Origin of the sequence: Loigolactobacillus iwatensis, from assembly GCF_003950295.1 — a bacterium.
In the GTDB taxonomy this organism is placed as follows: domain Bacteria; phylum Bacillota; class Bacilli; order Lactobacillales; family Lactobacillaceae; genus Loigolactobacillus; species Loigolactobacillus iwatensis.
On the sequence record NZ_RHNP01000027.1, the window covers coordinates 1 to 24,443 of the forward strand.

Genomic DNA, 24,443 nt, shown 5'->3' on the forward strand with positions numbered 1-24,443 from the left:
GAGCTCTTTTTCTGCACAAAAATCCTGTTAATAGTTTACCATTTGTAAACTATCAACAGGAAAAAGTATAGAGCCAATGAATTTTGTTGTAACTCCTATTTATATTTCTCGCGATTACAGCTCGAAAGTTCATAAAAATCAAGTCCTTCCCTACTTCTAAATTTGGCCTCCGTGAATTTCGGTAATTGGCGTCGTGAAGATAAAGGCCGTCGAATCGACCGCATGAATCTGGTTAATAACGGCCTGATAATCCTGATTTTCGACAACCAACATTAACATTTCACGTTCAACTCCAGTATAACCACCCGTTACGGCAAAAACGGTCAGGCCCTTTTCCAGACGTTGTAATAATTTAAGCTTAATCTCGGCTAAATCCTCATTACTCATGATGTAAACTGCCCGTTTACGATCCAAACCAGTCTCGATATAGTTCATCAGTATCGAAGTAATCACGGAGGAAAACAGAGCTAGGATAAACGCCTCCGTACCAGAAACAAAGATATTAAAGAAACAAACAATGCCATCAATTACTAAAAGACTGATCGAGGGTTTAATCCGAAAATATTTTTTTATAATCAGTGGTGGTACCGACGTTCCACCACTGGAAGCGTCTATCCGGTAAAGGATCGACAGGCCAATCGCAAAAATCGCACCACCTACAATTACATCCAATAATCGATCATCAACCACTTTTACCTGCGGCGTCAGTGCTAAGAAAACCGGCAGCAAGAAACTCCCCGCCATAATTCTTAGGGTCGTCCCTTTGCCCAAAAATAAGTAAGAAAGAACCAGCATCACCAGATTAATAACTAAAACAACTAACGAAACGTTCCAATTAAATGCCGCTTCCAACAAGATAGCAATCCCAGTTGCGCCACCAGCAGCAACTTGATGCGGTGCGTAAAATAAATTGATACTAATTGCAATAATTTCTAGGGCAACCAACATTAATAAGGCCTGACGAATATTTTTCATGGTAATTCTCTTCATTATTTCAACTCACTTTAATTTTGTTTGTCCACTTCCAGTATGTCAGAAATTCATTTTATTTGCAGTCAATATGGAACAGTAAAACTGATTCTGTGAATTTTACAAAAAATAGTTCAAGCACGTCTAAAAATTATTGTTTCCAATCCGATTAATTTTATTTATACAAGTGCTCAGAACTCAAACATTAACCGAACAGGACTCCTTTTCAGCTACGTTTACATCAGTGTTCAATCAGAGAACACGAATAAAAGTGGTTCCCAAAAATGCCTCTCCCCAATGCTTAGGCCGTGTTTACGGGAGTGTACAATATAATAAATCATTTATGATTTTTTAACTAATTGGCCAGAATTGCTGAGTAAAGGCCACGTACTTTTTAAACGCGCTAGTTAAATACAATTATCCGAAGTTTCTTGAGTAACTTTGCCTAATTCAGGTTGAATCGTAACGTGGTTAATAGCAAACTTAGCCATCAGCTCTTGATTTAAATTCTCTAGTAATTCATTATTATTGGCTAATTCAGTTCGAACAATGTGGACAGTCAAAGCAGTGTCAGTGGTTCCTATCGCCCAAATGTGTAAATCATGGATTGCCTTGACTTCAGGATGCGCTTCGATAGCCTGCTTCACTTCAACGAGATCAATTGACGCTGGCACCGCTGCCAAGGCCAAATTGAGTGCATCCCGTAACAGTCCCCAAGTCCCAAGGAGAATGAGCAACGCAATCAGTAGGCTAATTAGCGGATCAAGCCACGTCCAACCTGTAACTAGCATCAAGAACCCCGCAAGAACAACACCAATTGAAACACCAGCATCGGCCGCCATATGCAAAAAGGCACCTTTAATATTCAAATCTTTTTTCCGGCCGGACATAAATAACAACGCGGTAAATCCATTAATTAATACACCGATTGCCGCAACAATAATGACTGGCCAACCAGCAACTGACGCCGGTTGATTAAAGCGCTGAATGGCCTCTGTTGCTATTCCCCCAACCGCAATTAAAAGAAAAATTGCGTTTAGTAAAGCCGCAAGAATAGACGAACTTTTATAGCCATAGGTATAGCGTTGATTAGAATTTTTGCCACTCAACCAAACAGCAATCCAGGAAACGGCAAGACCAAGGACGTCACTAAGATTATGCCCGGCATCAGCAATTAGCGCTAACGAATTACTAGTAACGCCATAGCCGACTTCAATAATAATAAAAAGTAAATTTAAAAAAACACCGATTTTAAATGCTTTGCTGTACGCCATTTGGCCCGTTTGCATGTTCTTACACCTCAATCATATTTATATATGTTCAATTGTTCATATATTAAATCTAGCATATTGTTTGCTAATTAGTCAACTCTTTTTCTAGCGAGTGACTCAAAATTGAGGCGCTAACGTTAAACTATTGGGACAACGTTTGAATTCCTGCAGGTACCGTAAATTGGCCCGGGAAATACTAATCAAATTTTTTCAAACACGGCCTTGGAAAAAGATACTAAGCGACCCTAAATATTTTCTGTGGTCCATTGCTCTAATGTTTAAACGCAACCATTAATGCTGGGACAATTTGCTTTTTTCGTGACACTACATTTGGTAGTTGCATTCGATTTTGCCGCAACTTTTTATTAAATGCCGTTTCAACTATCTTTGCTTGGTTTCCAATCACTAATAATTCAACTTGGCCAATTAATATATTAGTCACCATTAAAATAACTAAATCATAACCAGTATCCGCCTCTTGTTGCATTTCTTGTTCAAATGCAGTCTGCCGTTTAAAAATATCCGCCTCTGCCACAACGTTAACGTTCGCAATTTTCACCGGGTGGCCAACCATAATAAAATCTTTGGTGTCAGCAGCTAATATTTGGTGAACAGACCTAGTATCCACTCGTGTCCCAGCACGCAACATTTTTGGTCCATAAAAGGCTGGATCAACTTGCGCAATTATGGCTAGATTGGCCAGTGCCCGCCGATCAATCAGAGTCGTTGTCGGTGACTTTAACAGTAAAGTATCCGAAATAATGGCAGATAGTAATAGTCCAGCCAATTTGGCAGGAACCTCAATGTCTAATTCCTTAAATAACTCCCATAGAATTGTACTGGTACATCCTACTGGCTCAGCACGATAATATAGCGGCTGATTCGATGTAAAATTAGCAAGACGATGATGATCAACTACTACGGACACCTTAAGCTGCTCAATATCAGCAACACTTTGTTGCCGCTCATTATGATCAACCAACATCACCGTTGCCACCTCGCTTGCTGCCTTAGTAATCACTCGCGGCATCGTTTCACCAAAATAATCGAGAACAAAGCGTGTTTCGGCGGTTGGTTCACCTAAAGCAACTGCCTCAGTATTTTTACCTAACTGATTTTCTAAATAACTGAGCCCGATTGCGGCAACAATCGCATCAGTATCCGGACTTCGGTGTCCAAAAACGAGTTGTTTTTCCAAAAAATTCCTCCACCCTTCAATTCCATTGATTACTTCATCGGTTTGCTTTTACCAAGTATGGTTAACATTTGCCGAATATGTGCTCGCTGATTATGGTCCGTTAAGACAATTAACGTATCCCCAGAATGAATACTTGTATCACCTCGGGGAATTATTTCTCGTTCGCCGCGACGAATCGCCATCAATAAGGTATTATCCGGCCACTTAATATCCCGAACTTGTTGCTCAGCAAAATGGCTGTCTGTAAAAATAGGAACCTCTACTCGATCATTCTTTCCACTTAAAACATTTAATTTTTTACCTAAATTCATCCGTTCTAACAATGAAGCGTAAATTGGTGCACCACCTAATAGGTCGACGACAACGTACGCCGTCAATGAAACAACAGCCAGCGGCATCAAGTGCTGCAAGGTGCCAACCATTTCCGTAATTAATAGAATGGCCGTAAATGGTGCTTTGCCGATACCGGCAAAATAGCCTGCCATTGAAAAAATCAATAAGTTCAAAATATCATCCTTAGGCAATAAACCTAGGTGAAACATGATCGTTCCGTAAAGCGCGCCGATAATTGCACCTAACGTTAGGATCGGTAAAAAGATTCCTCCTGGTAGTCCAGAACCGTACGAAATCATCGAAAAAACAAAACGAAGAATTAGTAGTCCAATTAAAATACGAATACTGGGGTTAACTTTTGCAATCGTGAGGATAACCCCATTACCACCACCTAGTGTCCGCGGCCAAAAATAACCAATTGGAATGACGAGAATAAATGGTACCAGACCGTTTAAATAACGCGGTAACCGAATAAAACGCGCGTACCAACCTGGTAATTTTAGTAAGACAACTTGGTAAAAATAACCCAGGCCACCTAAAATCAAACCCAGTAAAATTAAATGCCAATATAAGGACAGCGGAAAACTATGGGCGTAAGTGATATGTAAGACGGGCACTAATCCAAAAAAGTTAGTTGTAACAAAATTAGCACCAATCGCCCCTGCCAGCGAACTCATCCACACTAAAGGCGAAAAATTATGGTAAACCTCCTCCAAAACAAATAAAGTTCCCGCAATCGGTGCGTTAAAGGCTGCCGCTAGTCCAGAAGCAGCACCACTCGCGATTAAAACACGTCGCTGCATCCCAACATCCTTAAAACGTTCGGCAACCCCTTGGCCAACCGCCGCGCCTAACTGAATGGAGGGCCCTTCACGACCTAAAAACAGACCAGAACCAATACCCAAAATTCCACCAATAAACTTGCGCCAAAGAATTGACCACCAATGAACTTCTAGCTCTCCGGCTAATTGGCCTTCAACTTCAGGAATCCCTGATCCCATAATATGGGGTTGCGCTTTAATCAACCAAGCAATAAAAACGGCCATTAACATGAGCCCAGCCAGTATGGCCAATAATATCAGCGGTTGTTTTTGTGCTTGTAAGTACGCCCAAGTCCACGCCGCCAATGATTTTTCGATAAACAAACGAAACAAACTAACAACAATTCCGGTTAGAACGCCAACTAATAACCCCTTCAAGATAAAAACTAGGTGTGTTGTATCCACACGGTGCAACTTTTTTGGTGCCACCAAAATACCCACTCACTTTCAACTTCATTTAACGAAAAAAGCAGCACCGTTAGCTCTCGCCACCGGTGCCGCCACTCGTAGTTTCCTATTCATCATAACAAACTTTAGTAATTAACTTCAATACTAGTTACTGCAAAAACCAAGAGGAGCTCTTTTTCGTTAATTAAAGTTAGTTTTCAACGACACCCTATTTCTCTGTAGTACCAAACATTTTCAACAAGAATAAGTGCAAAAAGTAGGCCTAAATCGATATTTTAAAAATTGGCCTTTCAATTCCTCCTTAGCAATGATTAAATTGGTTTAATCATTGACTTCGGTAATTCATGTGGTTTAGTTTCCGGTAATTGCAGAACAAAAACTAGGTACAGTAATGAACCCAGAATCCAGAACTCACCTGCCGCAGTCCAGCCCAGGTTACCTAGAATAACACTCCAAATAATATTAAGAATCGTGTACACGAAGTAAGAAATTGCCCAGAACATGCCAAATATGATCGTTAATTTTTCTGGTGACATACCAGGCATCTCATGCGGAAGATTCATATATAGTGGATACATAATGAACATAATGAAGCCAGTTGCACCAGCTGCTACGTAGGCCAAATTTGGTGCTTTTGCGGCAAAGAATAATGTAGCTGCTGAGCCCAAAATCATTAACACACCAGTCCAAAAAAGAATTGGTTTACGTGCGTGATTAGTTAGGCCAATCATGGTTCCTACTACGGTGCCTAAAATACCAAAACCAGTCACCATCAATTCAATCAAAGAGCCATTAACCCGAGGTGCATAAGTTGCAAATAATGAAGGTAGGCTGGTAATCGATAAAACATAAAGGAAGAGAAAACCACCAAAGCCTAAAGAATAGCGCCAAACAAAAGGATCATGAATTGCATCCCGGTAGCCATAATGAACCTCTTCATGCTCACCGGCCCCAACGTCTTGCTTTGTGTTAAAGTTAACGGCCCCTAATTGCCAGATCAGTAAATAAAGAATACTAACCGAAGCCAAAACAGTTAATGTGATCTGCCAATCCAAACGTAAAAATTTACCGGCAAATAGAAAGGCCAGCGCAACCACGAAGGCCCCAAAATTATACGAAACCGTATTCAGTGCATTGGCAATGATTTTACGGTCCGTTCGAACGTATCGTGCTACTACTGGGTTCATATAAACAATAATCATCGAACCACCTAAAGTCATAATCATCCGCGCAATGGTGTAGCCCCAATAATTTGGAATCCACACGGCGACAATTGAAAACATCAATAGAACCAGCGCAGTCGTAACAGCATGCTTTGGTCCTAATTTAATTAGAATAAACGCAGCCAAAAAATTTGCAAAAACCCGCGCTAATGTAATCGAATAATTTACCACTTGCATTGTTAATGGCGATACTGGTCCCTTGAAAAATGCCTTAATAATTTCAGGCGTTAACGTTGACCCCGTCACCCAGTTCATTGCGAATAGAACGTAAGCCAGCCAAAGTATCACTAACATTAGCATTCCCCGTGAGCCTTGTTTCTTTTGTACATTTTGTGCCATAATTGTTGGCCTCCTTTTATTGACATATTACCCAAAAATAGATCATGAATGAATTATAAAGCGCTTTCATTATTTTAGCTAGTAATCTTACTTATATTTTCACTAAATTATCATTTAACGAATAATAAAAAAATAACCTGATTATTTTTCGTAACTTATCCAAAAAAAGCGACCACAACAAAATTAATTTTGTTGTGGTCGCTTCCTAATTATTTTTATTTAGTTATTTAATCTTTCAAATTGTCTTTCTAGTATGAACCGTTAGCTTGCCAATAAGCTTGGGCGGCAGTCCATGAGCCATAGCGTGAAGTCACATATTGATTAGCGACACGATCCTGGTTAGCGGCAGAGTAATCACCATTTAAGTATGAAGAACTTAATTGATATTTACCAATGTACTGGCCATTAGTTGCTGAGTATGAACCACCAGATTCTTTGTTAGCAATCCAAGCCTTTGCGGCATCTTCAGATGAACTAGCTGTACTTGTCTGAGTAGTTGCCTGGCTTTGACTAGTCGCTGCTGGTGCCTGACTTGTTGTCTGAGTCTGACTTTGGTTAGTCGTCGCTTGAGCCTGACTTTGACTAGTCGTTGCTTGACTTGTTGGTTGTGTCTGTGTTTGTTGTACTGGTGCCTGTTTCTGAACCGGCGCCGCTACAGTTTGCTGCTGTTGAACAGGTTGTGCCTGCTGTACAGGAGTTGTTTGTTGTGTTGCAGCAGTTGTCTGCGCTGACGCAGTAGATTGTGTTGTACCATCAGGAATATTATATTGATGACCAGCATAGATCAAATGCGTTGTCGAGCTAATACCATTAGTTTTTTCAATGGCATCAACGGTTGAGCCGTATTTTGTAGCTAGCTTGGCAACCGTGTCTCCTTGTTGTGCTGTAACTGTTGCGGCATTTGCAGCCTGAACGCCACCAACTAATAAACCAGCGGCACCAGCAGTTGTAACTAATAACATTTTGATACGTTTACTTAATAAAATAAGAATCACTCCTAAATGGGATTTGTTTGTTTTGTCTAACTTTCTTCTTAGTAGAATGCGCTAATTTGTTTCCATCACATTCAACGAGACCTAGTATAGCAACTCGGTGTAACAAACAAATACCTAGAGCGTTACAAAAGTCAATGATTTCGCAACACTGTCATATCATTGACATGTTTTGCAATATAAAAAACCAGTAAAAGATAACTTTCCTGCACTTACCTAAGTACGAACGTATGTACACAAAAATTACAAAATTGATATTTTCCACCCTTTTTTCCCTGAATTTGCTGAAAAAAGATGAAAAAAACTTTTTTTAGTGCAAAATAAATGAAAAATTAGCCGATTTTATTCTTTTAATCAATAAAAACGACTACATCACTTAGTCGTTTTTTGCTAATAATTTAAGTTTGGCAGCTAGCTCCTCATTTAATAAATTCGCTGGTTGCTGCTGCCACCAATCCTGAAGTTTACGCTGCGCCGCTACCAAGATTTTTTGACCGTTAGTGCTTAGATTAAGCAGCTTTTTCCGATGATCCACCGTATCCTGCTCACGAGTAAGGTAGGCCAATTTAATTAGCTTACGTACCATTCGCGTTATTTCATCGTCTGCCAAAAGCATTTTTTGTGCAATAGTGTGTTGATTAACGGTCGCCGTTTGCCCAACTAATAATATTAGGTTTAATTCTGGTAGCGTCAATGGTAATTTTTTTTGCTGCAAAAAAAGGCTCAACTGCCCTTCAATTTGCCGATTAATTAATAAAATAGCCGTACTGAGCTCTAAATAATTCATCTAATCCTTCGCCACCAAATTAATTTAAAATCATAATAACGTGTATTTTCAAATACTGTTTTCCCTTTAAAACACTGATCTAAGCGTCGCAATACCAGTTGTTGCTGTTTAAAATTAAGCTCGTCAACCAGACTATTCCAAATTTCTTGCCGCCCAACTTGTTCATGAACTGCGTAATGAAAAATCTGTTGCTGGTAATCAATTTTGTTATCGTTCAACCATTTTTCGTACGTTGCCATTAACCTTTGTTCATCAGATGGATCGCTGATTCCTTCCAATAAATAATCCAGTAAAACGTCTTTTTGTTGAATCACACGACTGATAACAACCGTTTTTCGTGCAAGTTTAGTTAAAGCCGCTAGATCATCAGCCTTTAGAAAAGGGGCCATATTTACAAAGACAACGTCCGCGAGTTCCCGCTTTTGCTTTAAATTAGACCAAGCCTCATGCCGAAAACTAAGCTTGGTTAACTGCTGTTTTGTCGCCACTTGGTCAGCATAAGCCAACATATTTTTGGAAATATCGCTTAAAATAACTTTTTTAGCACTACTAGCAAAAGGTAACGCAAAGCGCCCGGCACCAGCGGCAACATCTAAGATAATTTGATCGGTCAATTGGGACTGCAACGTTTGAATAACATCCCGCACAATTGGTACCTGCGATTCACGCTGGGCTGCAATATAACTGTCCGCAAAGTCATCCCAAAAAGCAGCTACCTCTTCTTCCTCTTCATCCACGGTAAATTCTCCTTTACACCAATAAATAACGGTTTACCGGTTATTAAGTAACCACTTTCGCATTAACTAAAGTCACACCACATATATTTTACTTCTTATAGTAAGAAACCTAGCCGCCACAAATTATTAATTTCAGTATAGCATCTTAAATAGCGACCTAGCGCAATAAAATAGACCAAGATAAGCAATCGCTGAAATCACTTATCTTGGTCCATCTATTTTCAAACAATCTCTATTCAGTTTTTTCCCTTCGAACGTGTAACGTCAGTGCGTTGATTGCAACAATAACCGTACTTAATGACATTAGAACAGCCCCCACCATCGGATCTAAAATAAAACCGATTGGTGCCAATATACCGGCCGCCAATGGAATCGCCAAAATATTGTAGCCGGCTCCCCACCAGAGATTTTGCGTCATTTTCCGCGTTGTTTTGCGCGCCAACTCAAGAAACTCAACGACATCATTGGGGTCACTTTTGACTAAAACAACATCGGCGGAATCAATTGCAACGTCCGTTCCCGAACCAATTGCAACTCCAATATCAGCCCGCGCTAGACTCGGTGCATCGTTGATACCATCGCCAACCATCATGACTTTTCCTTTTTTCTGATAACGCCGAACAAGTCTTTCCTTATCTTCAGGCAATAGCTGAGCCTGATACTCGGTAATACCCAATTGTCGGGCCACTTTTTTTGCGGTTTCTTCATTATCACCAGTCAACATCACTGGTGTAATATTTTGTTCTTTTAAACTAGCAATCAAATTTTTAGCCGCTGATTTAATTTTGTCACCTTGCGCAACGTAACCTAAAACATTTTTTTCTTTTAATAGGAAACTAACCGAATTACCGGCGGAGGCCAATTTGCTAAACGCCTTCCGATCATAGCTTATCTGCTGTTTATCCAAGTAAGCACCAGAGACAATTTGGTAAGTTGTTTTATCAATAACACCTTGTAAACCAACACCAGTCAACTGTTTAACGTCACTAGCCTGCGGCAATGAAAGCTTTTTTTGCTTTGCCGCATTCAAAATACCAACAGCCAATGGGTGACTAGAACCATTTTCTAAAGCAGCAAACAACGCTAAAATCTTCTCGTCATTTTTTTCTGGTACTAAACTCTTAAAAGCGGCAACTTTGAAATCACCTTCTGTAAGCGTTCCAGTTTTATCCATTAACGTGTAACGGAGCCCTTTCACTTGTTCCATAGCGTCGCGGTTTCGAATCAATAAACCGTTGCTAGCCGCAATCGACGTGCTTCGCGCAACAACCAGCGGAATCGCAAGTCCTAATGCGTGAGGGCAGGCAATAATAAAGACCGTTACGGCAATTGGTAGTGCCATCGCTAGGTTATCAACAAAGAGCCAAATGAAAAACGCTAAAATTCCAACAAATAAGGCGGCATAGAATAGATAGCCAGCAACACGGTCTGCCATATTTTCTTGGCTAGATTTAGATTGTTGTGCGTCACTAACCAATTTCATCACTTGGGCCAAATAACCAGAATCTCCGGTGCCAGTAACCGTCATTTCAAACGTACCATCGCCGTTTACCGAACCACCAACAACCTTTTCCTGATTCTTTTTCGTAACCTGACGTGCTTCACCAGTCACCATTGATTCGTTTACGCTGGTTTCACCACTAATTAGATTGCCATCGGCAGGAATCTTTTCACCAGCCTTGACTTGAAGCTGGTCGCCCTTAACTAAGTCACTAATCGCAACGTCCTGAACTTTACCAGAAACCAATTTATGTGCTGTACTAGGTAATAATTTTGCCAAATTATCAACCGCTGAACCGGCACTCATGACAGCGTTCATTTCAATCCAATGGCCCAGTAACATGATATCAATCAAAGTAGCGAGTTCCCAGAAAAAATTAGTAACCTGCGGCTGAACTTGAAAAATATTATTTGCGATCACAGCGTAAATACTATAAACGTAAGCAACACCTATTCCCATCGTAATCAAGGTCATCATAGCAGGCTTATGTTCTTGCAATTCACCTTTGGCTCCTGAGAAAAACGGTGCACCACCATAAATGAAGAGGATTGTGCCAAGTGCGGCCACTACCCAATCAGAGCCCGGAAACGTGATTTGGAAGGGTAATTTCATTCCCATCATGTCGGACATTAGTAGCATCGGAATAGTCAGTACCAGTGAAATCCAAAACTTGCGGCGAAGATTTCCCATGTGCATCATGTGCCCACCGTGCATCATCATATCATCCGAATGATCATCCTTCATCGACATCGCCATTTTATCGTCAGTCATCGTTGTTTCCCCCTTAGTTACTTTTCAATAAACAATTCTTATTACGTTTACATTTGTAAACCACAAACATAGATTACATCCTTGGGGTAAAAGTGTCAAGTTAAACTACTTGGTTTAGGTAACTTTCGCCTTTACTTCATCGTAACAAAGGAAAATTGAACAACTCAACTTATTCGCTTTAAAATACAAAAAGCCAAGCAAATCAACAAAAAGAGTTTGATCTAACTACCCTTAATTGACTTGCTTGGCCTAGTGAATTTTGAAAAAAAGTAAACCAGACAATTGGTAAAACTGCACTAAATCATTGGCAATGACAATCGTCTGGTAAACAATTACACGAAACTTTTTCTGGTGCTGTTTTAGCTTTTTCAGTTAATAATTTTTGTAAATTAGCGATGTCGGTCTGACTTAAGCTCACATGATCTGCTAAGGCAGTTAGTGTCGCCCCCGCACGCATCTGACATAAATGATCAAACAAGGAAATGGTTGCAACGTCCATTGCCTCTTGCTCCGGAATTTCAGGGAAATAGGTGAAGGCTCGGCCATTCTTTTTGGCCGTTAAGGCTCCTTTTTTCATTAAACGCCCTAATAGTGTTTTAGTCGTAGCCGCCTTCCAACCCATCTTTTCGGATAAGGCCTCAATGACGGTATGACTTGTTGCCGAACCAAGCGTCCAAATGACGCGCATTACTTCCCATTCAGCATCACTAATCTCCATTTGCGCTTTAACTTCCATAACTCACCCTCCCTTTCAAATAAGCATAAATCGTTAAGTAAGTTTACGTCTGTAATTTAAAAGTGTCAATTATTAATCTTAACAAAAATTCAAATACATTTTTTGAACCCTATTTTTAGCGTCATCATATTCTCAGATTCAAAAATTCATGAAACACTTATCTGGAAAACTTTTTGACCTATTCAAATTTTAAACCATCTTCATTATACCAGAAATAAAAAAAGGGTTGTCACTCAAATAAATGAGTAACAACCCTTTCAAGTTACTTAATAACTATAATTAGTTCTTAGTAACGTTTGAAGCTTGTGGTCCACGGTCGCTTTGTTCGATATCAAAGTTAACGCTCTGGCCTTCGTCTAATGACTTGTAGCCGTCGCCTTGGATAGCTGAGAAATGTACGAATACATCTGTACCACTATCAGCTGTGATAAAACCGTAACCTTTGTCTGCGTTAAACCATTTTACTGTACCATGTTCCATAAGTGAAACCTCCAGTGCTTTTGCACAAAAATTTTGCATTTATCAAGTGAAACTAAAGAGGATTGCACTTAATGGAACTTGGCGCTCTTTAAAGTCATCATTATTAAATACATGAGTCTAGCTTAACAACTAATCCGATAAAAAGCAACTAATTTTGCTAATTATATTGAACTAATTAAAAAGGTAGCCCACTAAATCCCACTATAATGGGATTAAGGACTACCAATAAATTAATTTTGTTTTGAACGTTGTGCCTGTTCTCGCTTCAGCACAACAATAAAATTATTTAAGTAATCACTGATTGCTGATTTGGAGCGCCAATCAGGATTGCTGTGTACCTTACTTTGCAAATCTTGTTGCTTGATAAGTCACACTTCCTTTCTTATCTAACTACTGGAAGTGTTGGTGTTCCGATAAAACATGGGTTGTTGTTTTAAACCAACTTGTATAGTTAACCATAGTTACCCGATTAGTGCAAGTAAAATGCTCGCCACCTATTTTTCTAAAAAAGCGAATTACTTACCATTTACGAAAAAAGGACTACAATGAAGTTGTAGGAAAGAAAAAATAATTATACGGAGGTTATCACTATGGCAGAAGAAGTTACAGAACCTAAAATTCTAGATAAGAAAATGAATGAAGCATTTGACTGGAGTAAGGATACGATTCCCGTTCGTGATGCAGTTTGGAATTACTTCATGGAAAATAATAACCATGATACTGAAAAGTCATTAACAGAAATGAAACCATATGTTGATGGCCAGGATGATGCTAAGGTTAAAGACTTTGTTGAAAAAAATTTAAAGAAATAGCCTAAATTGGCAATGAAAAAAGACGTGGTACCAGGATTAAGATTAATTCTGGTACCACGTCTTTTTATAGTTTTCCATAAGATCTTTCTTTAGTATTTCAACCAAATGTTTTTGTGCCTTAAAAAAGCAACTTCCTGCGCCTTTTTCAAACATTTCCCAATCAAATTAAAATGTTGTTGTATCTGGATCGGCCGCTAAGCCGGCAACGCCACGTAAACCGTCAATTTTTTGCATATCGGCAGCAGTAATTTCGAAATCAAATAACTTTGTATTTGCTTCAATTCGATCAGCGTGAACGGATTTAGGTAACGGCAAAAATCCGTGTTGTAATGACCACCGTAGAACTAATTGAGCAACACTTTTAGCATATTTTTCTGCTAGTTCCTTTAATTCGGGCACGGTAAATATCTTACCAGTGCCAAGTGGGCTGTACGCCTCAGATAAAATGTGATGTGCGTTATTATAAGCAACAACCTCAGGCTCAAGATCACTTGGATTTAAGAAAATTTGGTTAACTTGGGGAACAACCGTTGCTGTCTTCAGAAGTGCATCAATGTGTTTAGGTCGGAAATTAGAAACGCCGATTGCGCGTAATTTACCAGCCTTTTGTGCTTCTTCCATAGCACGCCATGAACCAGCATTATCCGCCTCCCAATTAGCACGGGATGCAATTGGATTTGGCCAGTGAATTAAGTATAAATCTAAATAATCTAAACCAAGATTTTGCAACGATGTCTCAATAGCAGCCTTAGTTTTGTCGTAACCATGGACATCGTTCGTTAGCTTAGTCGTTACCCATAAATTTTCGCGCTTAATGCCACTTTCACGAATACCAGCGCCAACACTCTTCTCGTTACCATAAGCAAAGGCTGTATCAATGTGGCGATAACCGGCCGCAATAGCAGTTTTAACCGATTGACGGGCAACATCACCATCTGGCGTCTGCCAAGTACCAAATCCGACAATTGGAATTTGCGTTCCGTTATTTAATGTATAAGTATCCGTTAATTTAGTTAATTGTGTCATACTCAACCTCCTATTTTTAGCTCATCCGTAAAGTATTTCAGAAACGGCTAGTAATTTTTATTTTCCCACTAAGCTTCTAAAATTACTTTGTTTCCACTTCCATTAAAGTCATTCCAATTCACCTAGTCAAGTCATTTGATAAAAATTATTGCCAACTATACCAATGAACTTGCCGGGTCACTCGTTGTAAGACAAAAAAGAATAACGGAACGGTGAAAAACATCAAAATACCCGTTAAGATATCGGCGGGCATTCCCACTAATGCTTGAATAGAGGCGCGCATTGGCGGCAATCCTAGATCAACACTACTTTCAATAAAATAACGAATAAAGCCAGTTACCATTTTGGTCAAACCAGCAATAATACCAAGGCTTACAATCGTACCCGAAGTTAATTGATGGTGCATTAATTTAAAGGCAAGTGCAACGACACCAACTAACAAAACTACTTCTAAAACGGTAAGATAGGCGTGATTGGCGTACCCATTCATTAAATCAAAAAGACCAAGCCCAATTGCACCAGCTAACATGGCATAGCGCCAACCCAAGAATAACGTTCCAAGTGCCACAAAAGTAAAACCAAGGTCCACAAACGGATGTCCTACTGGTGATGGCACGTGAAATTGAAACATTGCAAGAATATAATCAATGGCGGCAAACATTGCCGCCTGTGTGACTAAACGTAAATGATCGTGTTGCACGGACAACTCCCCCTTTTTTAAACAAACAAATAGCTGATTTAAGGTACACTTCGGCAAAACGGCAAATCATTAGCCAGTGACCCCTTAGTTGCAAGACTTAAGACGGCTCAAAGTGTTAGATCCGTGTCCCATTACCGTAAGTTACTCCCTAGTATAAACTGCTCCTTTCCCTGAACAAGTACCAATCAGTAGATAAAAAAGCAGTCCAAAAAAGTGTTGCCCAAAGGATAATTGCTTTCCTTTGCGACAACACTTTTGTCGAGCACTAACTTAATTGTGTCATTTTTACGTTTATTTTTTTAGTTCCAATGGGCGATCAGGCCGATCATTCTCTCCTTTAACAGGGAAAACCTTATCTGGATTCAAAATATGTTTAGGATCAAAGGCATCCTTAATTCGATCCAATAAGGCAACTCGATCAGTACCATAAAATGCGGCAAAATACGGTTCCCGCGCATAACCAATACCGTGCTCGCCGGACATCTCACCACCAATATTCTTCGCAACCTGATATAATTTTCGAATGACAATATCTACTTTAACCGCAAAATCGGCCGCCGAATAATTATCCTGACAAATATAAATATGCAAGTTACCATCACCAGCGTGCCCAAAATTAGGCATCCGAACCTGATCGGTCTCTTCTATCTGGTGCACTTGTTCCAAAACGGCCGCAATTTTACTACGAGGCACGACAATATCAACCTCATCCATTGCCGGCGTAGTCGCCTGAATTGCCGTCAATAATTGATTCCGCGCCTCCCACACTAATGCCGCTTGATCCGCCGTATTCATTAAAACTGGCGCCTTTGCACCAGCATTTTTGGCAATTTCAAGTGCTCGCTCGTAGTCGGCTTGAACGGCGTCTTTATTACTACCGTCAAACGTTAATAACAGATAGCCGCCACCACTGTGATCAACAAACTGCTTTTTGGCATACTTTTCCCAATAACCTATTTCACGGCTACCAAAGAATTCAATTCCCGTTGGTACAATCCCGGCCTCTAGAAATTTAGGAACAACCTTAATCGCTGCCTCAACCGAATCAAATGGCAATAAAACATCAATCGTAATTACTGGCCGCGGAATTAGGCGTAAAATAAGTTCGGTTATTACGGCCAAAGTTCCTTCACTGCCCACAATAAGATCTTTCAGATCATAACCAGAGCTATTTTTCACCGTTTTTCCGCCTAGTTGCAGACTCGTACCATCGGCTAAAATGACTTTTATTCCCCGTACATAATCGCGGGTTGTGCCATATTTAACTGCCCGCATCCCACCGGCATTAGTGCTCGCATTGCCGCCAATAGTTGCCCACTTCATTGCTGGAGCCGGTACATAAATAAACGGTTTATCCGCCAAATATTCGTTAATATCACGTATTCGTAAGCCATTTTGAACCGTTATTGTTAAATTCTCTGGATCGTATTCAAGTACTTGATTCATTTTTATCATATCAAGTGCAATTCCGTGTTCAATTGCAACATTAGCACCCATCAAACCGGTTGCGTTTCCCCGAACTGTTACTGGAATTGTATGCTCATTGGCATACGCCATGATCCTTGCAACCTCATTATCATTTATTGGTTGAACCGCAACATCAGGCAAACTACGGACAGATTTCATTTGATCGTGATCATAATGAACCGTCGCTGGATAAATAACGCGATCAGCACCAACAATCTTGGTTAATGCCGCAACGTCTACTTCAGTCACTTTATTATAGGCCATGATTATGTCTCCTTTTTTGTATTCGCTTACATTAGCATTCTAGCATGACTTTTCAAAATTGCCTACTAATTTTACTTACACGATCTGCCTATTCAAACTAACGCTCAATCAGACAAAAATTGTGCAAAAAAAGCTGGGACAAAAAGTCCTAGCCCTTTCTTGTTTCCGAACATTGCTCTAGAACGTGCGCCAAAAGTCTGGGTTCACGTGTCTAACTACAGCTAATTCAATAACCATAGTACGGTTATTGGATCAGCTTACGTTACACAGTGAACCCAAAATCGACTTTTGTCCCACTCCCGCAATTATTATTATAAAGTTTTTAATTTACCACGAAAATCAGCAATACTGTCGTATCCTTTTGCTGCCATAATTCGTGTTAATTCCTGGCTTAAGCGGTTGAAAATTTTTGACCCTTCAAAGCCAAGTTGAGTGCCTACTTGAACCATGCTGGCACCGCACAAAATATGTTCAAAAATGTCCATCCCACTCTGCACGCCACCAGTCCCGATAATCGCTATCTCAGGATTCAAGCGCTGGGCCAAAGCTCGAACATTGGCCAAGGCAGTTGGCTTGATGTAAGCACCACCAATTCCACCAAAACCGCCTTTAGGCTTAATTAAAACGGTCTCCGACTCTGGATCGATCATCAGCCCATTGCCAACGCTGTTAATCGAATTAACGAAAGCGAGTGGATATTGGTTCAAAATCGCGGTAACTTGATCAAAGTGCATCAAGTCAAAGTAAGGTGGTAGCTTAACACCTAGTGGCTTTTTAAAGAAAGCAAAAGCCGCTGTTAAATAGCGTTCTACTGCATCAAAATCATAGCCTACTTGGGGCTTGCCCGGTACATTAGGACACGAAAGGTTTAATTCCGTTAATCCGGCAAATTCAGATTCCTGAATCTGCTTTAACATGTTCAAATCATCTTCAAGCGTGGTACCAGCAATTGACATAAAATTCGTTTGCTGGGGATGGCTCTTCTGCTCTGCCAACAAAAAGTTCAAGTAGTAGTCAAAACCGTGATTTGGTAGCCCCATTGAATTAATACAGCCATATTGTAGGCCGCGCATCCGAGGTTCTGGATTACCATCACGGGGTTGTGGCGTTGCACTTTTAGTAACTAACGAACCTGCTCGTGAATCCCGCAAACCGGCTAAATCAGTCACCGTTGCGCACCGAATTCCCGCTGCGTTCATCATGCAATTATCAAACTCGTACCCTGCTAAAGCTGTTTTTAAAGTTGTCATTAAAAAGTTCAGCTCCCTGTCTGATCTTATTTTTAGTTCACGTCACTTTAACGTATTTTAGGTTGTTCGTCAACTCACAATCTCAATTAATTCCGTCTCGGATAATCAAAATCAGCAGTATGACGCGTTAACCAGAGTCCCAAACTTTATTCTGGCGCTAGGCCCTTTTCTAAAAAGTGAATGACCTGTGGCGCTTCCTCTTCTGGAGAATTAACCAGCTTTGGAAAAGTTATTTGTTTAACTAAATAACCACCTACAATTGAAATTGTATACTGGAAAATCAACTTAATTGGCCAATTCACAATTAAGTTTTTTTGCTGCAGGGCTTTAACACTAGCTGCGTATTGGTTGGTTAAAACTGCCTGCATTGCACTAACAATTTGATTACGAATCGAAGTATTTCTGGCTTAATATTCGGGGTATGCGTCGTTTCCGTAAGGTCTAACCACTAAAATTGAACCCCGTGATTAAAGCATGCTATGATGAAAGTAGGCGGAAGGAGGCCTACGAATGCTAAATTTATTAACTGACGAGCAGTACACGCTCGCTGAAGAAATTATTTTTGATCGTGTCAGCATTGAATATCGCCGGCAATTAACCGAGAAAGGTCAGTTTTTTCTTGCTGAAAGCAGCGATGAAACCCAACCCGATTCGCAGCTATTCACTGATATTACCGAGGAAATCCTGCGTAAATGTTTTAAAAAGGATGATGATGCGGCAATCGAACCAGATTATCATGATGAACAACTTCAAATTCATCACTTAATCAGTCACTTTCTGAACAGTTTCACTAATCATTTAGTTCAAGTTGACCAAGAAAACAACGCAACCAGTTACTACACCAATGATTTCACGGTTAGAACAGTCGCCGCCTACGATCGTAAATATCATCTAAATTAAAAAATAAACAACTTAAATTGGCCCTAAATTCAGTTGGATTAACTGAATTTAGGGCCAATTTTAAGATGCATTTTAAAGCGCACACGGCTTCTGTGTGATGTGCCACCTACAGCCTACTTTTACTAGTGTTTTGCAACGTAAGCCTGTAGCTTAGTAACTGCTTTTTGTAGATTTTCCATACTAGCAGCATAACTAATTCGAACGTAGCCTTCTCCACCTGGGCCAAAGGAAATTCCGGGAATGAGTGCTAATTTTTCGGTTTTGGCCAAATCGCGAACAAAGTCCCAGGACTTTTGCGGACAACTAGCGGGAATTTTAGCGAACAAATAAAAGGCGCCATCTGGTCGTGCCATTTTAAAGCCTAATGGTTGCAACGCAGAGATCAAATAATCACGCCGTTTCTTATATTCTACGGCCATAATGGCACTATCACCCTGGCCATGTTTAACGGCCTCTAAAGCAGCTGCCTGCACCATTGTCGTTGGCGCTGTTACCATGTACTGATGTGCCTTAACCATCTGTTCAACAAAACTAGTTGGCGCTAGCACAAAGCCTAAACGCCAGCCAGTCATGGCGTGTGATTTAGAAAGGCCATTCACCATAATAACTTGGTCAGGAATGTAACTGGCTAATGATGTGTGCGGTTCTGAATAAGATAATTCACCATAAATTTCGTCACTCAGCACCCAAAGTTGGTGAGCCTTAATCACCTTAGCCAGCTCTGCTAACTCCGCTGAACTATAAGTAACGCCAGTCGGATTACTTGGATAATTTAAAACTAACGCCTTAACGGTTTTATTCCCTTGGGCCTGAATCGCCGCTTCCAGACGCTGCGGGGTTAAAACAAAACCATCCGCGCTAGTATCAATGAAAACAGGTGTAGCATGATTGAGCTGGGTATCAGGGATATAAATTGGAAAAATTGGTGTTGGGATCAAAACAACATCATCAGGATTCAACAACGTCTGTAATACCGCCGCAATGCCTTCAGTTGCCCCCACCGTTGTAATCACATTTTTGCCTGAATAATGCAATTTAAATTTAGCATTATAGTATTCAGCGGCCGCCTGGCGTAATTCTGGCGTGCCTGGATTAGGCGTATAATGTGATTCATTATTTTCAATTGCCTTAATTCCGGCCTGCTTAACGTGTTCAGGTGTATTAAAATCTGGTTCACCTAACGTTAGTTTCAACATTCCAGGAATCTGGCTAACTTCATTATCAAACTGTCGAATATCTGAAACTGCAATTGACTTGACCACTTCATTAAAATCTTCGCGCAAAATTTTCTCCCCACTTTCAAAGCTAATTCTAATTTAATTATACCTGTTAAACAGAAATTTTTCATTTATTCCATTATTAATCGGATTGTCAGAAAATACGTAAATTTTTTGTGCTGCAGCGACAACTATTATTCGAATAAGTAAAAAAGTGTCTTCGGTTGCATAATGTAACTTTTAGTATTACAGTTAATTTGAAATCAAATTGAAGGGAAGTTTTTTTATGAGTAACGTTTTAATTTTAGGTGCCGCAGGTAAAATTGCACGTTTAGCAACCCAATTATTTTTAGATCGTACTGATGACAAGTTGACCCTCTATTTGCGTCGTGCCAACCGTTTAACAGCCACTGATGAACAACGTGAAAAGCTAATCGACGGTGATACCATTGATGAAACCAAATTAAGTGCAGCCGTAAAAGGCCAAGACGTTGTTTACGCCAACCTTGCTGGTGGCAATATTGAAGCTCAGGCCAAAAGCGTCGTTAAGGCAATGGATGCCGCCAACGTTAAACGACTAATTTGGATTTCGACACTCGGTATTTACGATGAAGTTCCGGGTAAATTTGGCCAATGGAACCACCAAATGCTTGACGGTGGTTACCTCGAAACCTACGCCGCCGCGGCTAAAGTCATTGAGGCTTCCGATCTAGATTACACAATCGTTCGCCCAGCCTGGTTAACTAACACAGATGAAATCGACTATGAATTAACTCAAAAAGGTGAGCCATTTAAAGGTACTGAAGTATCCCGGAAGAGTATTGCCGACCTTGTCGTTAAATTAGCTCAAGATCCAACGCAAGAGGTTCACCACTCAATCGGCGTTAACAAAGCAAATACCGATGGTGCCAAACCTGCTTGGTATTAAAAATTTAATTTAGTTAATTTAAAAAAGAGTTCAACCAAAAGTAGATCACGGTTGAACCCTTTTTCTATACATTCCTTTTTAAATCGACTAAAACAATGCTTGGTATTGTTAGCCTTTACATATTTAAATTTATTTACTAACTTTTTCTTTTATGTTCTGGTACCAACTGATTTCCGCCTGTTGCACCTGTAATTTGTGCGTTAATAATTCTGCAGCCAAACCAGCCGTCGGAGCCTCTTTAATTGCAACTGCTAGTACCGAACAATCAGCCTTCAATTGACTAATATGTTGCGTGAGTGCCGCTTGCAAAACTGTTGGTTCAATTTGGTCGGCAAATAGCAAGCCAACCTTTGATGGTGATTGGCCCTTGTCTGGTTGTTTCAAATACTGGACGCTTAAGGACGCAAAGGTTTGTTTACCCTGTGCTGTAATCTGGTAGCTTGTTTTACTGACAAAGGCATTTTTAGTCGGCGAGTAAGCAACAACTTCGATATCACCAGCCGCTTCTAATGCGTCTACATTATAATAAAACGAACCCTTAGTTACTGTAATAAACGCATCGTAGTGGCGCTTCTTAACTAATTGCAATAATTCGTACGGATAACTGATACCATTTTGGGCCAGTAGACCTAGGATTAATAACTTAATCATTTTCACAACTCCTTAAGCTGGAAGTGTTTGGCAAAGCGTTTAGATTCCAAGGATTGGCCACAGGAATTTACTTTTCCAAATACAACCTATCTGTAAAGTCTATGTTAAGTTTAATCAAACCTAAACACAAGCTTGAATTTACTTCGTTTATATTAAGCTGTAATCCTTCAAAAAAAACTTAGGTATGGTTAACTTTAATCCAATGACTATTGACTTTTTTCAAAAAAAGCTTATTATAATAGTCGCAGTAAGTGAGTAATCAATTACTTACTTTCGATTGAAGGCCTAGAAGAAGGCACTCAATTCTAAGCCAATAGAAAAGAGGGAAACATTTTGAAAAATAAAGGAAAATCGACATCAACTGAATCGAAGAAACACGAGAAGATTTTTGATTCAACTAGTTCAAATCAGCAATCTTTATCTGAGGTTAATGGGAGTATTGATGTCCCGGAAAATGCAGGTTACTGGCGAACTTTACTCGCTTACACAGGACCTGGTGCGCTAGTCGCTGTTGGTTATATGGATCCAGGTAACTGGATTACATCAATCGCCGGTGGTGCGCAATTCAAGTACGTATTGATCAGTGTCATTTTACTTTCCAGTTTAATTGCCATGTTGTTACAGGCAATGGCTGCTCGTTTAGGCATTGTAACTGGGCGTGATCTTGCTCAGTTAACCCGTGAACGAACTTCAAAATCAGTTGGAATTATACTTTGGATCATTACTGAACTAGCCATTATGGCAACTGATATTGCGGAGATCATTGGGTCGGCGATTGCTCTAGAATTACTCTTTGGCTTCCCACTGATCGTTGGTATTATCATCACAGGTTTTGACGTTCTAATCTTGCTATTATTAATGAAAATGGGCTTCCGCAAAATCGAGGCCATCGTTGCGACATTAGTTGCAGTTATTCTCTTTGTTTTCTTATATGAAGTTATTCTAGCTCAGCCAAACGTTCCCGAAATCTTCCGTGGCTTTATACCAACCACTCAGATTGTAACGAATAAATCAATGTTGTATTTAGCACTTGGTATTGTTGGAGCGACAGTTATGCCGCATAACTTATACCTTGGTTCGTCAATTTCGCAAACACGGCACATTGACCGTAAAAACGAAAAACACGTTGCTAAATCAATTCGTTTCACGGTTGCTGATTCAAATATTCAACTAACCGTCGCTTTCGTTGTTAACTGTTTGCTCTTGATCTTGGGTGCTGCTTTATTCTACGGCACACACAGTGATCTTGGACGTTTCGTTGATCTATATCACGCACTTGGCGATAAAAAGATTGTTGGTGCCATTGCCAGCCCTGTACTCAGTATGTTATTCGCCGTTGCGTTGTTATCTTCGGGGCAAAGTTCAACGATTACTGGTACACTTTCTGGACAAATTATTATGGAAGGCTTCATTCACTTGAAAATGCCACTGTGGGCCCAACGTTTACTCACGCGACTACTTTCAATTACACCAGTTTTAATTTTTGCAATTTACTATCATGGTAATGAAGCTAAAATTGAAAACCTCTTAACTTTCTCGCAGGTTTTCCTTAGTGTTGCGCTACCATTTGCGATGGTTCCCCTAGTTATGTTCACGAGTAATAAAGAACTAATGGGTCCTTTCGCCAACCGTCCCTGGGTTAAATGGACTGCTTGGATAATCGCCATTATCTTGATTCTTCTAAACATTTATTTAATTCTTCAAACGCTTGGCCTTGTAGCCTAACGTTTTGAACTCTTATAACAAGTGCCACTAAAAATGAGGTTACGACAAAATTCACTTTTTGTCGTAACCTCATTTTTTATTCATTTACCCGCGATAAAACTTGATCGATGATGTCAAATACCCCTGCGGAATTATTATCTAAATTAGTCACAAAACTAGTTTGGGCTTTTAATTCTGGTCGTGCGTTTTTCATCGCGTAACCATAGTGAGCGTGTTGTAACATTTCCGCGTCATTTAAATTATCACCAAAGGCCATCACCTGATCAGGATTCAACTGCCAATAGTCTTCTAGCAATGCCAGCGCCGTTCCTTTATTAACCACCGTCGGAATAATATCAATACTGCCAAAGCCACTTGGTGTTGCCTGAAAGTCGGTCGGTAAAATCTGCGTTAAATAACGTGCATTCGGTGCCACCTTGGCGTGTTCACTAATCAAATTCACTTTATATATTTCATCTTGAACGGCGGCCAAATCCGAAACAAATTTGATATTACTGAAGTAATACTGCATCTCAGGATCATCGCTTAGACGATCGCCCTTTTCCATGTAGTTGCCATTACGGCCAGATAAATTAATCGAACTATCCGCGAACGCAGGATCATGCGTTAGGCGCCGAAGCACCAGCCTTAATTGCGGCTGTGGTAACGGCTCAGCGTCAATCACCTGATTACGGTGCATAATAAGACCACCATTTTCGGAAATAAAGGTGTTAACCGGCGATTTTTCTTTAAAAATATCTTGTAGATGGCGGTATTGATTACCACTTGCCACGACAAAATGAATACCAAGCTGCTGCATTTGCTTTAATTGTCGATTAAAGCGTTCAACTGGATATTCATTTTGATCATTTAAAAATGTGCCATCAATATCAGTTGCAATTAATTTAATCAAGAAAGCTCCTCCTAAATGTTTTAAGGTCTATTTTACGTTAGCAAC

23 protein-coding genes are annotated in these 24,443 nt (G+C 40.0%); 4 read left to right on the forward strand and 19 right to left on the reverse strand.

The features are described 5' to 3' along the window. Nucleotides 1-156 precede the first annotated feature (156 nt). From EKM98_RS07735 to EKM98_RS07785, 11 genes are all read right to left on the reverse strand, one after another. Nucleotides 157-990, reverse strand: a complete 834-nt coding sequence (locus EKM98_RS07735) for a YitT family protein (protein WP_125981852.1) — start codon at nucleotides 988-990, stop codon at nucleotides 157-159. Between the two features lie 386 nt (nucleotides 991-1,376). Next, nucleotides 1,377-2,258, reverse strand: a complete 882-nt coding sequence (locus tag EKM98_RS07740) for a cation diffusion facilitator family transporter (protein ID WP_125981854.1) — start codon at nucleotides 2,256-2,258, stop codon at nucleotides 1,377-1,379. A 253-nt stretch (nucleotides 2,259-2,511) separates the two neighbouring features. Further along, the gene (locus EKM98_RS07745) at nucleotides 2,512-3,438 is read right to left on the reverse strand and encodes a manganese-dependent inorganic pyrophosphatase (protein ID WP_125981856.1); all 927 of its coding nucleotides are present in this window, start codon (nucleotides 3,436-3,438) and stop codon (nucleotides 2,512-2,514) included. 29 nt (nucleotides 3,439-3,467) lie between these two features. Continuing rightward, nucleotides 3,468-5,024 (reverse strand): ClC family H(+)/Cl(-) exchange transporter, encoded by a 1,557-nt coding sequence (locus EKM98_RS07750; RefSeq protein WP_125981858.1) that lies wholly within the window; start codon nucleotides 5,022-5,024, stop codon nucleotides 3,468-3,470. A gap of 287 nt (nucleotides 5,025-5,311) precedes the next feature. Then, nucleotides 5,312-6,562 (reverse strand): MFS transporter, encoded by a 1,251-nt coding sequence (locus EKM98_RS07755; RefSeq protein WP_125981860.1) that lies wholly within the window; start codon nucleotides 6,560-6,562, stop codon nucleotides 5,312-5,314. A 248-nt stretch (nucleotides 6,563-6,810) separates the two neighbouring features. Next, nucleotides 6,811-7,524: an aggregation-promoting factor gene (apf, locus tag EKM98_RS07760; RefSeq protein WP_125981862.1), complete on the reverse strand. Its 714-nt coding sequence runs from the start codon at nucleotides 7,522-7,524 to the stop codon at nucleotides 6,811-6,813. A gap of 406 nt (nucleotides 7,525-7,930) precedes the next feature. Beyond that, complete coding sequence (locus EKM98_RS07765) at nucleotides 7,931-8,341, reverse strand: MarR family winged helix-turn-helix transcriptional regulator (protein WP_125981864.1); 411 nt, start codon at nucleotides 8,339-8,341, stop codon at nucleotides 7,931-7,933. Continuing rightward, nucleotides 8,338-9,078, reverse strand: coding sequence for a class I SAM-dependent methyltransferase (locus EKM98_RS07770; protein ID WP_164512674.1), 741 nt, complete (start codon nucleotides 9,076-9,078; stop codon nucleotides 8,338-8,340). Before EKM98_RS07770 ends, EKM98_RS07765 begins: the two co-directional genes overlap by 4 nt. Before the next feature lie 232 nt (nucleotides 9,079-9,310). After that, nucleotides 9,311-11,350, reverse strand: a complete 2,040-nt coding sequence (locus EKM98_RS07775) for a heavy metal translocating P-type ATPase (protein ID WP_164512675.1) — start codon at nucleotides 11,348-11,350, stop codon at nucleotides 9,311-9,313. Nucleotides 11,351-11,651: 301 nt separating this feature from the next. Next, a complete protein-coding gene (locus EKM98_RS07780; protein ID WP_125981868.1) occupies nucleotides 11,652-12,086 on the reverse strand; it encodes a CopY/TcrY family copper transport repressor in 435 nt (144 codons plus the stop codon). A gap of 279 nt (nucleotides 12,087-12,365) precedes the next feature. Then, nucleotides 12,366-12,566: a cold-shock protein gene (locus EKM98_RS07785; protein ID WP_068225699.1), complete on the reverse strand. Its 201-nt coding sequence runs from the start codon at nucleotides 12,564-12,566 to the stop codon at nucleotides 12,366-12,368. Nucleotides 12,567-13,156: 590 nt separating this feature from the next. Here EKM98_RS07785 and EKM98_RS07790 point away from each other — a divergent pair. Then, on the forward strand, nucleotides 13,157-13,378 hold the full coding sequence (locus EKM98_RS07790; RefSeq protein ID WP_125981870.1) for a P8 family protein: 222 nt from the start codon (nucleotides 13,157-13,159) through the stop codon (nucleotides 13,376-13,378). A 165-nt stretch (nucleotides 13,379-13,543) separates the two neighbouring features. Here EKM98_RS07790 and EKM98_RS07795 read toward each other — a convergent pair whose 3' ends face one another. The 5 genes from EKM98_RS07795 to EKM98_RS07815 all read right to left on the reverse strand — a co-directional run bounded on the left by EKM98_RS07795 (nucleotide 13,544) and on the right by EKM98_RS07815 (nucleotide 18,453). After that, on the reverse strand, nucleotides 13,544-14,404 hold the full coding sequence (locus EKM98_RS07795) for an aldo/keto reductase (RefSeq protein ID WP_125981871.1): 861 nt from the start codon (nucleotides 14,402-14,404) through the stop codon (nucleotides 13,544-13,546). A 145-nt stretch (nucleotides 14,405-14,549) separates the two neighbouring features. Continuing rightward, nucleotides 14,550-15,104 carry an ECF transporter S component gene (locus EKM98_RS07800; protein ID WP_125981873.1) on the reverse strand — a complete coding sequence of 185 codons (555 nt, stop codon included), beginning with the start codon at nucleotides 15,102-15,104 and terminating at the stop codon, nucleotides 14,550-14,552. Between the two features lie 291 nt (nucleotides 15,105-15,395). Further along, nucleotides 15,396-16,835, reverse strand: a complete 1,440-nt coding sequence (locus EKM98_RS07805; RefSeq protein WP_125981875.1) for an FAD-binding oxidoreductase — start codon at nucleotides 16,833-16,835, stop codon at nucleotides 15,396-15,398. Nucleotides 16,836-17,146: 311 nt separating this feature from the next. Then, nucleotides 17,147-18,085, reverse strand: coding sequence for a dihydroorotate oxidase (locus EKM98_RS07810; RefSeq protein ID WP_125981877.1), 939 nt, complete (start codon nucleotides 18,083-18,085; stop codon nucleotides 17,147-17,149). Between the two features lie 146 nt (nucleotides 18,086-18,231). Continuing rightward, nucleotides 18,232-18,453, reverse strand: coding sequence for a hypothetical protein (locus EKM98_RS07815; RefSeq protein WP_125981878.1), 222 nt, complete (start codon nucleotides 18,451-18,453; stop codon nucleotides 18,232-18,234). A 142-nt stretch (nucleotides 18,454-18,595) separates the two neighbouring features. Here EKM98_RS07815 and EKM98_RS07820 point away from each other — a divergent pair, with 142 nt between their 5' ends. Then, nucleotides 18,596-18,985, forward strand: coding sequence for a hypothetical protein (locus tag EKM98_RS07820; RefSeq protein WP_068225708.1), 390 nt, complete (start codon nucleotides 18,596-18,598; stop codon nucleotides 18,983-18,985). A gap of 122 nt (nucleotides 18,986-19,107) precedes the next feature. On the opposite strand, the gene EKM98_RS07825 is transcribed toward EKM98_RS07820, so the two are convergent. Further along, complete coding sequence (locus EKM98_RS07825; RefSeq protein ID WP_125981880.1) at nucleotides 19,108-20,268, reverse strand: pyridoxal phosphate-dependent aminotransferase; 1,161 nt, start codon at nucleotides 20,266-20,268, stop codon at nucleotides 19,108-19,110. A 220-nt stretch (nucleotides 20,269-20,488) separates the two neighbouring features. Between EKM98_RS07825 and EKM98_RS07830 the strand changes: the two genes are divergently transcribed. Next, complete coding sequence (locus tag EKM98_RS07830; RefSeq protein WP_125981882.1) at nucleotides 20,489-21,130, forward strand: SDR family oxidoreductase; 642 nt, start codon at nucleotides 20,489-20,491, stop codon at nucleotides 21,128-21,130. Between the two features lie 129 nt (nucleotides 21,131-21,259). Here the strand turns inward: EKM98_RS07830 and EKM98_RS07835 are convergent, their stop codons facing one another. Further along, nucleotides 21,260-21,781: a PadR family transcriptional regulator gene (locus EKM98_RS07835; protein WP_125981883.1), complete on the reverse strand. Its 522-nt coding sequence runs from the start codon at nucleotides 21,779-21,781 to the stop codon at nucleotides 21,260-21,262. Nucleotides 21,782-22,165: 384 nt separating this feature from the next. Between EKM98_RS07835 and EKM98_RS07840 the strand changes: the two genes are divergently transcribed. Then, the gene (locus EKM98_RS07840; RefSeq protein WP_404802944.1) at nucleotides 22,166-23,506 is read left to right on the forward strand and encodes an Nramp family divalent metal transporter; all 1,341 of its coding nucleotides are present in this window, start codon (nucleotides 22,166-22,168) and stop codon (nucleotides 23,504-23,506) included. Nucleotides 23,507-23,582: 76 nt separating this feature from the next. Here EKM98_RS07840 and EKM98_RS07845 read toward each other — a convergent pair whose 3' ends face one another. Beyond that, nucleotides 23,583-24,398: a Cof-type HAD-IIB family hydrolase gene (locus tag EKM98_RS07845; RefSeq protein WP_125981887.1), complete on the reverse strand. Its 816-nt coding sequence runs from the start codon at nucleotides 24,396-24,398 to the stop codon at nucleotides 23,583-23,585. Nucleotides 24,399-24,443: the final 45 nt, after the last annotated feature.

Excerpts from the sequence above, each read along its gene's own strand:
- EKM98_RS07740 (WP_125981854.1), bottom strand. The coding sequence starts at position 2,258 with ATGCAAACGGGCCAAATGGCGTACAGCAAAGCATTTAAAATCGGTGTT.
- apf (WP_125981862.1), bottom strand. The coding sequence starts at position 7,524 with ATGTTATTAGTTACAACTGCTGGTGCCGCTGGTTTATTAGTTGGTGGC.
- EKM98_RS07830 (WP_125981882.1), top strand. The coding sequence starts at position 20,489 with ATGAGTAACGTTTTAATTTTAGGTGCCGCAGGTAAAATTGCACGTTTA.
- EKM98_RS07805 (WP_125981875.1), bottom strand. The coding sequence starts at position 16,835 with ATGGCCTATAATAAAGTGACTGAAGTAGACGTTGCGGCATTAACCAAG.
- EKM98_RS07790 (WP_125981870.1), top strand. The coding sequence starts at position 13,157 with ATGGCAGAAGAAGTTACAGAACCTAAAATTCTAGATAAGAAAATGAAT.
- EKM98_RS07795 (WP_125981871.1), bottom strand. The coding sequence starts at position 14,404 with ATGACACAATTAACTAAATTAACGGATACTTATACATTAAATAACGGA.
- EKM98_RS07820 (WP_068225708.1), top strand. The coding sequence starts at position 18,596 with ATGCTAAATTTATTAACTGACGAGCAGTACACGCTCGCTGAAGAAATT.
- EKM98_RS07735 (WP_125981852.1), bottom strand. The coding sequence starts at position 990 with ATGAAGAGAATTACCATGAAAAATATTCGTCAGGCCTTATTAATGTTG.
- EKM98_RS07835 (WP_125981883.1), bottom strand. The coding sequence starts at position 21,781 with ATGATTAAGTTATTAATCCTAGGTCTACTGGCCCAAAATGGTATCAGT.
- EKM98_RS07765 (WP_125981864.1), bottom strand. The coding sequence starts at position 8,341 with ATGAATTATTTAGAGCTCAGTACGGCTATTTTATTAATTAATCGGCAA.
- EKM98_RS07810 (WP_125981877.1), bottom strand. The coding sequence starts at position 18,085 with ATGACAACTTTAAAAACAGCTTTAGCAGGGTACGAGTTTGATAATTGC.
- EKM98_RS07785 (WP_068225699.1), bottom strand. The coding sequence starts at position 12,566 with ATGGAACATGGTACAGTAAAATGGTTTAACGCAGACAAAGGTTACGGT.
- EKM98_RS07755 (WP_125981860.1), bottom strand. The coding sequence starts at position 6,562 with ATGGCACAAAATGTACAAAAGAAACAAGGCTCACGGGGAATGCTAATG.
- EKM98_RS07780 (WP_125981868.1), bottom strand. The coding sequence starts at position 12,086 with ATGGAAGTTAAAGCGCAAATGGAGATTAGTGATGCTGAATGGGAAGTA.
- EKM98_RS07815 (WP_125981878.1), bottom strand. The coding sequence starts at position 18,453 with ATGCAGGCAGTTTTAACCAACCAATACGCAGCTAGTGTTAAAGCCCTG.
- EKM98_RS07775 (WP_164512675.1), bottom strand. The coding sequence starts at position 11,350 with ATGACTGACGATAAAATGGCGATGTCGATGAAGGATGATCATTCGGAT.